This window comes from Bradyrhizobium sp. MI1.4, from assembly GCF_055811315.1.
Map to the genome: position 1 here is coordinate 1 of NZ_JBVVPP010000140.1, position 741 is coordinate 741.

A 741-nucleotide genomic window follows, 5' to 3' on the forward strand; every position below is an offset into this window, starting at 1 on the left:
GCCGGACCTAGCCAGGTACTCGCGCAATACGAATTCCAAATGTGCGCCCAGCGTGTTGACCGCCACCTTCTTGCCAATCAGGTCGCGCGCGGTCTTGATCGGGCTGTCGTCCTTCACGAAGGAGCCATAGTAGGTATTGGCATCGGAGCCGTAATAGCCGACCACCGCCTTGACCGGGGCCTTCGCCGCGATCAGCTTGAGGATCGCCCCATAGAACGCGCCGCCGATGTCGATATCGCCGGTGACGACGGTCTGGATGTCCTGCGGCCCGCTGATGGTGTTACCGACCCATTTGAGCTTGAGCGGCGCGAGATAGCCGAGGTCCTCGGCCAGCTCGATAAACGTCACCTGCCCGGCCGATCCCTGGTAGCGGATCTCGGTCTTCTCGAGCGGCGGCTCGGCGAATGCCGGGGCCGTGAGGCCGAGCGCCACGGCGCCGGCCAACAAAACCCGCAACGTCATGCGGGTGGCACGTCCCAACCGGGCGCGCCTTGCGCGAAGCAATCGAAGTATAGCGTTCATCATTGCGAACTCTCCTGAGCGAATCCGGATCAAGCGGCTTTGGCGGTCTGGGGCTTGGATGTCTTGACGCGCATCACGCTGCGGCGACCATCGACGCTGAGCGGTACATCGCCATCGATGGTGACGCGGCGCACAACGCGGTGCTGGTCGCCATAGTCGTTGACCGCGTAATGTTGCGTGGCGCGATTGTCCCAGATCGCAACGTCGCCGGCCTCCCAG

The 741-nt window shown here is 63.6% G+C and carries 2 protein-coding genes; both read right to left on the bottom strand.

From position 1 onward, the window contains the following. A partial coding sequence (locus AC0L23_RS39985; RefSeq protein WP_473358424.1) for an ABC transporter substrate-binding protein occupies positions 1-525 on the bottom strand: 525 nt, incomplete at its 3' end. 26 nt (positions 526-551) lie between these two features. Then, positions 552-741: TauD/TfdA dioxygenase family protein (locus AC0L23_RS39990; protein ID WP_473358425.1), on the bottom strand; the 190-nt coding region annotated here is incomplete at its 5' end.